This window comes from Exiguobacterium sp. AB2, from assembly GCF_000696055.1.
GTDB classification, from domain to species: domain Bacteria; phylum Bacillota; class Bacilli; order Exiguobacteriales; family Exiguobacteriaceae; genus Exiguobacterium; species Exiguobacterium alkaliphilum.
Window position 1 is genome coordinate 1 of the sequence record NZ_JNAA01000094.1, and the last position, 7,244, is coordinate 7,244.

At 53.1% G+C, this 7,244-nt stretch carries 8 protein-coding genes and 1 pseudogene; 3 read left to right on the plus strand and 6 right to left on the minus strand.

Annotation, left to right across the window (positions count from 1 at the left end):
- The 6 genes from DI14_RS11495 to DI14_RS11520 all read right to left on the minus strand — a co-directional run.
- The coding region (locus DI14_RS11495) for an ATP-binding protein (protein WP_051622706.1) at window positions 1-1,396 on the minus strand (1,396 nt) is incomplete at its 3' end.
- Window positions 1,393-2,070 (minus strand): response regulator transcription factor, encoded by a 678-nt coding sequence (locus DI14_RS11500; RefSeq protein WP_034808685.1) that lies wholly within the window; start codon window positions 2,068-2,070, stop codon window positions 1,393-1,395. The genes DI14_RS11500 and DI14_RS11495, both read right to left, overlap by 4 nt.
- 307 nt (window positions 2,071-2,377) lie before the next feature.
- Window positions 2,378-3,310 (minus strand): TerC family protein, encoded by a 933-nt coding sequence (locus DI14_RS11505; RefSeq protein ID WP_034808687.1) that lies wholly within the window; start codon window positions 3,308-3,310, stop codon window positions 2,378-2,380.
- Window positions 3,311-3,439: 129 nt separating this feature from the next.
- Window positions 3,440-4,063 (minus strand): DedA family protein, encoded by a 624-nt coding sequence (locus DI14_RS11510; RefSeq protein ID WP_034808689.1) that lies wholly within the window; start codon window positions 4,061-4,063, stop codon window positions 3,440-3,442.
- An 89-nt stretch (window positions 4,064-4,152) separates the two neighbouring features.
- Window positions 4,153-5,133, minus strand: coding sequence for an aldo/keto reductase (locus DI14_RS11515; RefSeq protein ID WP_034808690.1), 981 nt, complete (start codon window positions 5,131-5,133; stop codon window positions 4,153-4,155).
- Window positions 5,134-5,146: 13 nt separating this feature from the next.
- Entirely contained in the window at window positions 5,147-5,392 is a 246-nt protein-coding gene (locus DI14_RS11520) for a hypothetical protein (RefSeq protein WP_034808692.1), read from the minus strand.
- A 267-nt stretch (window positions 5,393-5,659) separates the two neighbouring features.
- On the opposite strand from DI14_RS11520, the pseudogene DI14_RS15715 reads away from it, so the two are divergent.
- From DI14_RS15715 to DI14_RS11530, 3 genes and pseudogenes are all read left to right on the plus strand, one after another.
- A pseudogene (locus DI14_RS15715) lies at window positions 5,660-5,746 on the plus strand (AraC family transcriptional regulator N-terminal domain-containing protein); the annotation flags it as partial.
- An 83-nt stretch (window positions 5,747-5,829) separates the two neighbouring features.
- Entirely contained in the window at window positions 5,830-6,243 is a 414-nt protein-coding gene (locus tag DI14_RS15720; protein ID WP_369792713.1) for a helix-turn-helix domain-containing protein, read from the plus strand.
- A gap of 146 nt (window positions 6,244-6,389) precedes the next feature.
- Window positions 6,390-7,226, plus strand: a complete 837-nt coding sequence (locus tag DI14_RS11530) for a Cof-type HAD-IIB family hydrolase (RefSeq protein ID WP_200871120.1) — start codon at window positions 6,390-6,392, stop codon at window positions 7,224-7,226.
- Window positions 7,227-7,244 lie beyond the last annotated feature (18 nt).

Here is a 7,244-nt window from a genome sequence, read left to right on the forward strand (position 1 = left end):
ATTTTGTTTGGAGCGGGAGTACGATCGTGAAAGTCGTACCTGAGCAATCCGAAGCGACACGAAGCGTCCCTTTATGATATTCGATAATTTGTTGGGCGATGGCGAGTCCGAGCCCGCTTCCACCCGTTCGTCTCGAGCGGGACTTTTCGACGCGATAGAGACGTTCGAAAATATACGGCACGTCTTCCTCAGGGATGCCTCTGCCGTCATCTCGGATGGTGAATCGCATCGTGTCTTGTTTCAAAGCGCCATCGAGAGTGACATGCGTCGCCCCGCTATGCTCGATGGCGTTATGTCCGAGCGCACGAAACACTTGGATGATTCGACTATGGTCGATGCAAAGCGGCACATCGGCCATATTCGCAAGGCGACTCTCGAACGTGATCGGGGTGACCCGAAACATGGAAGTAAGGACACAGGTCAAATCAACACATAGTTCTGAAACCATGATGTCCTCCTTGTGGAGTGTGAACGTGTTCTCGTCAAGTTGAGCGAGCTGAAACGCATTCTCGACGAGTTCCGTTAATGCTTGGCTCTCCTCTAAAATCGTTTGAATCGATTGCTCCTTCAGTGCGATGGGTGTTTGAGGTTTGGATGCAATCTCGGCGTACCCTTGTAAATACGTGAGTGGTGTTTTGATCTCGTGGGCGAGATTGGAAAGAAATTGATTGCGCTCATTTTTTAAACGCACCAGCTCGAGAGACATCGATTCAATGGAGCGGGCGAGTTCCCCGATCTCATCGACACGTGACGTCGGGAGGGTGAGCTGATCCGGTCGCGTCAACACGTTCTCGGTCGCTCGGCGAAGTTGCTGAATCGGATTCGAAATGAGTCGACTGAGCAAGAGGAACGTCAATGCCGTGACGATGAGCGCGATAGCGGTGATGTACAGGAAGCGAACCTGTAAGCGGTGGCTGATGCCGTGGATGATTTCGGTCGGTAGGAACATGTACACATAGCCATACCGTGTCGCCCCATCCATCGACTCGATCGGCGTCCGAACGGCGAGATACGGCTTATTTTCCCAGTCCGTCTCAAGCACGACTGTCTCATCGAGCGTAGTCGGATTAGAAGCATCACCGATGAACCCTGACAAGACGTCCGGGAAGCGATCGGATGTGTCGAGTACCGTCTGATCCGGTGCGACGATGGCGACTTTCGTGTCGGTTTCGCTTTCCATCGTCGCGACATGCGAAATTGTCTCTTCGTCAAAACTCATCGCCAGTACACTCGCGTGGCTTTCTGCCCGTGACTCGAGCCGGTCCATCTCCTCGACGACCCGCTCCCCGAGCAACGTGTGATACAAAAGGATGAACAAGACGCTTTCAATGAGTAGTGTCGTCAATAAAAAGACGAGACTGATTCGAAACGGGAGACTATTTCGCCAAGCCATCATGATGGATCCCGCCCTTCGACCCAGCGGTATCCCCGCCCCCACACGGTCTTCAAATAATCATCAATCGGAAAACCAGCCTCCCCGAGCTTATCCCGAATCATGCGGATATGGGCGTCGACGGTCCGGGGATCGGATTCTGAAGAGTACGGCCAGACGAGGTCGTACAAATCCATACGATGATACAAACGGTTCGGATGCTCGAGAAACAATTTTAAAATCGCCGTCGCTTTTGGAGTTAGGACGACTTCTTGTTCCTCATAGAGCACACGGCCGCTCGGTTCGTCATATCGCAGCGGACCATAGCTGACGTTCGTGAGTCGGCTACGGCGTAACACGGCACGAATCCGGGCGAGTAAGACGTTCCCATCGAACGGTTTCGTCACATAGTCATCGGCCCCGGCGTCTAAGCCGCGAATCGTCGTTTCACTGTCGGACCGCGCCGTCAATAAGACGACGGGTAAGTCCGCATCCCGCTTTTTCAGTTGACGACAGAAGGTGATGCCGTCCACGTCCGGCATCATGATATCCAATAAGACTAAGTCAGGACGTTCGGCCATGAGTTCAAGCGCTTCGGCCGCGTCGCTCGCCTCGAGACACGTATAACCGTCGCCTTCGAGAAAGAGTCGCAACAGGCGGCGCATCTTCATCTCGTCATCCACAATTAGTATCTTCATGCATTCCCTCCTCAACGTTCGGTTCTCTATTTCTTATTGTACAGGGAGAACGATGGACGAGAACGTTACGTTTGATTGACATCGACCATACGATTTCTTGCATCGCCTTGTCGATTTACCTCACATCAAGAACATCTTGTCAGTATAAACTTTGGTTGTGAAAAAGAAGTGAAATGGAGTCGATTATTCGACTTGATAGTAACTTGAAAAGCGAAAATAAAAAAAGCCGAAGCGATTGCTCCGACTTAACGAACTTGTGGCATGCTACACCACCTTTTTTCATAGACGAAACCCTTACGACTGAACGTCAACTCGCCTCTCTTTTACGCATACTTTCTTTATTAGGTTTCGTTTTATAGAAACTATAGACGACACTAATCAAGATGACGAGGACGATGGTTCCGAGCGACATCCAGATTGGCATCTTGTACACGTCGCCGAAAATCATCTTCGCTCCGATGAAGACGAGCATGAAGCTGAGCCCGTGCTTCAAGTAATAGAAGCGGTCAATCAAGTTGGCGAGGACGAAGTAAAGGCTACGGAGTCCAAGGATTGCCATGATGTTCGCATAAAAGATGATATACGGGTCACGCGAGTAGGCGAAGCTTGCCGCGACTGAGTCGACGGCGAAAACGATATCCGAAATTTCGATAAAGATGAGCGCGATGAAGAGTGGCGTAAAGAACAGCTTACCATTAATGCGTTGCGTGAACTTGCCTGACGAAATGTCTTGTGTGATAGGTAATCGACGCTCGAGCCAACGGATCGTCTTGTTTTCTTCGAGCGACTCGTCTTTGCCAATATTCTTAAACATCATCCAACCTGTGTAGACGAGGAAGGCGCCGAATACGTAATAAATCCAACCGAAGTTCTCTAGAAGAGACACGCCAGCAACGATGAAGACGGCCCGGAAGAAAATCGCTCCAAGGATTCCCCAGAATAGTACTTTATGTTGATACTTGAGCGGAATCGCGAAGTAAGCGAAAACGAGCGAGAACACGAACACGTTATCGATGGCGAGTGCTTTCTCGATGAAGTAAACGCTCGCATATTCGGTCGCGGCCGTTCCACCTTGCGAGTAGAACAACCAACCGCCGAACGCGAGTGCAATCCCAATCCAGACGAACGTCCATGTCCATGCCTCACGGAGCGAGACTTCGTGTGCCTTGCGGTGGAACACCCCGAGGTCAAGCGCGAGCATGAAGATGACGAGTACCAAAAAGGCGATGAGTAATGTCAACAATAATTCCTCCTTTTTAAGTTCGTGCGAACTCTATATAATAATTTATGGTTGTAAGAACTTAAAGTCAAGAGAATAAACTGCGATTCCGCAAAAAAACACTCCGAATCGATTTCGGAGTGTGCAAACTTAATGCTTTTCAGAGCGACGTGACCAAATGACCCGGACGATGAAAGCGCCTAGTCCGAGCAGGATGACGGCGAGGACGCCATACATGACATGCGAATACGTCTCGATATGGCCGAGCCACACTTGCCAATTCTCCCCGACGTACACGCCGACAAAGATGAGCACCGTGTTCCAAATTAGCGTCCCGAGTGTCGTCAGCATCAAAAATTTGACGAACGGCATGTTCGACATGCCGGCCGGAATCGAGATGAGGCTGCGGACGACGGGGACGAATCGACCGAAAAAGACGAGTTTCGGTCCAAAGCGGTCGAACCAGCGATCGGCCATGCGGACGTCATCCACTTTCAAAAAGAGACGTTTGCCGTAACGCGCGACCCATGACTCGAGACGCTCCTTGTCGAAAAATAATCCGACGCTATACAAAACGATGGCTCCGATGACCGCACCGACCGTCGCGGCGAGAATCATCCAGACGGGTGTAAGCGTGGTCGTTGTCGTGAAGAAGCCGCCGAATATTAAAATGAGCTCGGACGGGATAGGGGGGAAGACGTTCTCGATAAAGATTAGGAAGAGCACGCCCCAATAACCGAACTGCTCAATCATTTGTTGAATCCATTGTTCCATGAATCGGTTCTCCTTGTGTATATGACATCTCTGTCTACTTTACCCGACGGCAAGGAGCACGCCTATACGACTTGAGGTTGAATTTCGACTCAAATCGCGCCGACGACCGCGTGTGGGATGTACGGTTCTTCGAGCGAAGCCATCTCTTCTTTTGTCAACGTGACGGCCAACGCACCGACCGCCTCGTCTAAATGACGCGCTTTCGTCGCCCCAATGATTGGCGAGGTGACCGTGTCTTGTTGCAAGAGCCAGGCGAGGGCGACCTGTGTCCGGGTAATTCCCCGTGTCTCAGCGATTGCGGCGACCCGCTCGATGATGAGCCGGTCGGCGTCCATCGTCGCGTCATACTTCGAACGTTGAATCACGTCTGTCTCGGAGCGGTGGGTCACGGTCGATACGTCGCGTGTCAGGCGACCCGAGGCGAGCGGACTGTACGGTGTGATCCCGATTTTCTCTTCCTGGCAGAGCGGCAGCATTTCTCGCTCTTCTTCCCGATAAATCAAGTTCAAATGGTTTTGCATCGACACGAACCGGGTCCAGTTGTTTCGTTCCGCCACGTGGAGCGCTTTTTGGAACTGCCAGGCGTACATTGCCGATGCACCGATATAGCGGGCCTTCCCGGATTTGACGACGTCATGGAGCGCCTCCATCGTCTCTTCGATTGGTGTGTCATAGTCCCAGCGGTGGATGATATATAGGTCGACGTAATCGGTTCCGAGCCGTTTCAAACTATGGTCGATTTCTGACAGAATCGCCTTCCGCGACAAGCCGCCACCGTTCGGACCGTCGTGCATTCGACCGTGAACTTTCGTCGCGAGTACGATCTCGTCCCGATTCGCATAATCCCGAAGCGCACGTCCGACGTATTCCTCGCTCGTGCCTTTCGAGTAGATGTTCGCCGTGTCAAAAAAGTTGATACCGAGGTCGAGTGCTTGTTTAATAATCGGGCGGGTCGCCGCTTCATCAAGCACCCAGTCATGAATCCATCGGTTCGCGTCACCAAAGCCCATACAGCCGAGACAGAGCCTTGAGACATCGAGTCCCGTATTGCCAAGTTTTACGTATTCCATGAAATTGCCTCCTTCAAAGTTGATACGTGGAGAGGAACCGTTCGAATTCATCCACGCTGCTGTCATCGTTGATGGTCAATCGTAATTCGGTATAGGTACCGATCGGAAGCGCTAGCGCCTCGACAAGTGCCTCTGGCGTCGGTTCGAGTCGGAATGAATCGAGCCGAATCGCCACGTTATGGGCAAGCGCGTAATGCGCACAACGGGTGAGCAATGTCGCGAAGCCACGTTCGACCGTCACGTGATACGTCTTTTCCATGTCGTTTCCCCTCCTTTGCCACCAGTATGACGCGAGATGTGGGGCGAGCGTTAGCGCGTTCATATCGTGTTTTTGCCTAATCCTCTCAACAGGGTGGACGGGCCTCGTCCAAGAAAACAATCTACCGTATACTGAAGGGGAGAATCCAGAGGGAGGGTGAACGACATCGAGACACGACAAGAACTGATTGACGTCATTACACGACATATACCGGGGGACGGCGTGCATCCGACGATCGTCCCGGCGATGACGTTCATCCATGAGTCGATGGTGACCGAGCCAATCACCCGCGTCAATGAACCGTCGTTTTGCCTAATCCTGCAGGGTGGGAAAGAGATGTTGTTCGGTGACGAGCGGCTCGTCTACGAGGGCGGACATTACCTCGTCGCCTCGGTCGACCTGCCCGTCTCGTCGACACACCGGATCATTTGGCACTCGTGCCGCTGTATAAGCGCGAGCTCCTGTATTGGGTGGCGCAAGGGTCGAACGGGGAGATGTTGCGGCAGTTGGCGTTCGAGGGGAGCCAGGCGTTTCGTATCAAACGCGTCATCGACCACATCATCGGAAACTTCAACGAGACGATCCGAAGTGAGGAGTTGGCCCGAGTCGCCAATATGAGCGTCTCGACGCTCCACCGTCATTTCAAGGAAGTGACGGCGATGAGCCCGCTCCAGTTCCAAAAGCAGTTGCGGCTCCAAGAGGCGAGACGGCTGTTGCTCATGCAGGCGACGGACGTGGGCGAGGCCGCGTTCCAGGTCGGCTACGAGAGCCAATCGCAGTTCAGCCGCGAGTATGCCCGGTTGTTCGGGCTGTCGCCACGGGCCGACGTGCGGCAACAACGACAGCTTTGACAAACGAAATGCGCGAGCGGTATGCTTGAGGGGAAAACGATATACAATAGGATTGTTACTGGATGAGCAGGCAAAACCTAAATCGGGCGCACACGTTGCGTCTGGTTTAGGTTTTTCTTGTTTTCAGGACAAAAAAGGAGGATATTATGCAACGCATCATCTTTCTAGACGTCGACGGCACGCTCGTCGATGATCATGGCAACATCCCCGAATCGGCGAAAGAGGCTGTCCGGCAGGCACGACAGAACGGCCATCTCGTCTTCTTGTCGACGGGGCGCTCGAAGGCCGAACTGTTCCCGGACATTCTCGACGTCGGCTTTGACGGCATCATCGGGGCGGCCGGCGGTTATATCGAGCTCGAGGAGGAAGTGTTATACCATCAACAAGTCTCCGTCGATGATTTGAGCCACCTCATCTCCTTCTTCACCGAACACGGTATCGACTTCTATCTCGAGTCGAACGACGGTCTGTTCGCGGGCGGCAACGCCAAGACGCGCGTGGCGACGATGATTGACAAGTTGATGGCGAACAATCCGGAGGCGAGCGCGACGATCGAGCGCGGCTTGAAACCGTTCCATGACGCGATGAAAGAAGGGGTCGACCTCGTCCGTCCCGATGTGAACAAAATCTCGTTCCTCGGCTCATCCGTCCCGCTCGACGTCATCCAACAAGAGTTCGCCTCCCGCTTCACCGTCATCCCGAGCACGGTCGCCGTATTCGGGGCCAACAGCGGCGAGCTGTCCATTCCAGGCATCAACAAGGCGACGGCGATTGCATCGCTGCTTGAACATCTAGGGCTCGAGCGATCGCAGACGTTCGCCTACGGAGACGGGTTGAACGACATCGAGATGCTCGAGTATGTCGAGATCGGTGTCGCGATGGGGAACGCCAAACCCGAGGTGAAACGGGTCGCGGACGACGTGACCGACGCTTGTGAAGCGGACGGGCTCGCCAATAGTTTTGAAAAATACGGACTCATATAAAAAAAGCAGACGACGTAC

Excerpts from the sequence above, each read along its gene's own strand:
- DI14_RS11500 (WP_034808685.1), bottom strand. The coding sequence starts at position 2,070 with ATGAAGATACTAATTGTGGATGACGAGATGAAGATGCGCCGCCTGTTG.
- DI14_RS11510 (WP_034808689.1), bottom strand. The coding sequence starts at position 4,063 with ATGGAACAATGGATTCAACAAATGATTGAGCAGTTCGGTTATTGGGGC.
- DI14_RS11515 (WP_034808690.1), bottom strand. The coding sequence starts at position 5,133 with ATGGAATACGTAAAACTTGGCAATACGGGACTCGATGTCTCAAGGCTC.
- DI14_RS11520 (WP_034808692.1), bottom strand. The coding sequence starts at position 5,392 with ATGGAAAAGACGTATCACGTGACGGTCGAACGTGGCTTCGCGACATTG.
- DI14_RS11530 (WP_200871120.1), top strand. The coding sequence starts at position 6,390 with ATGCAACGCATCATCTTTCTAGACGTCGACGGCACGCTCGTCGATGAT.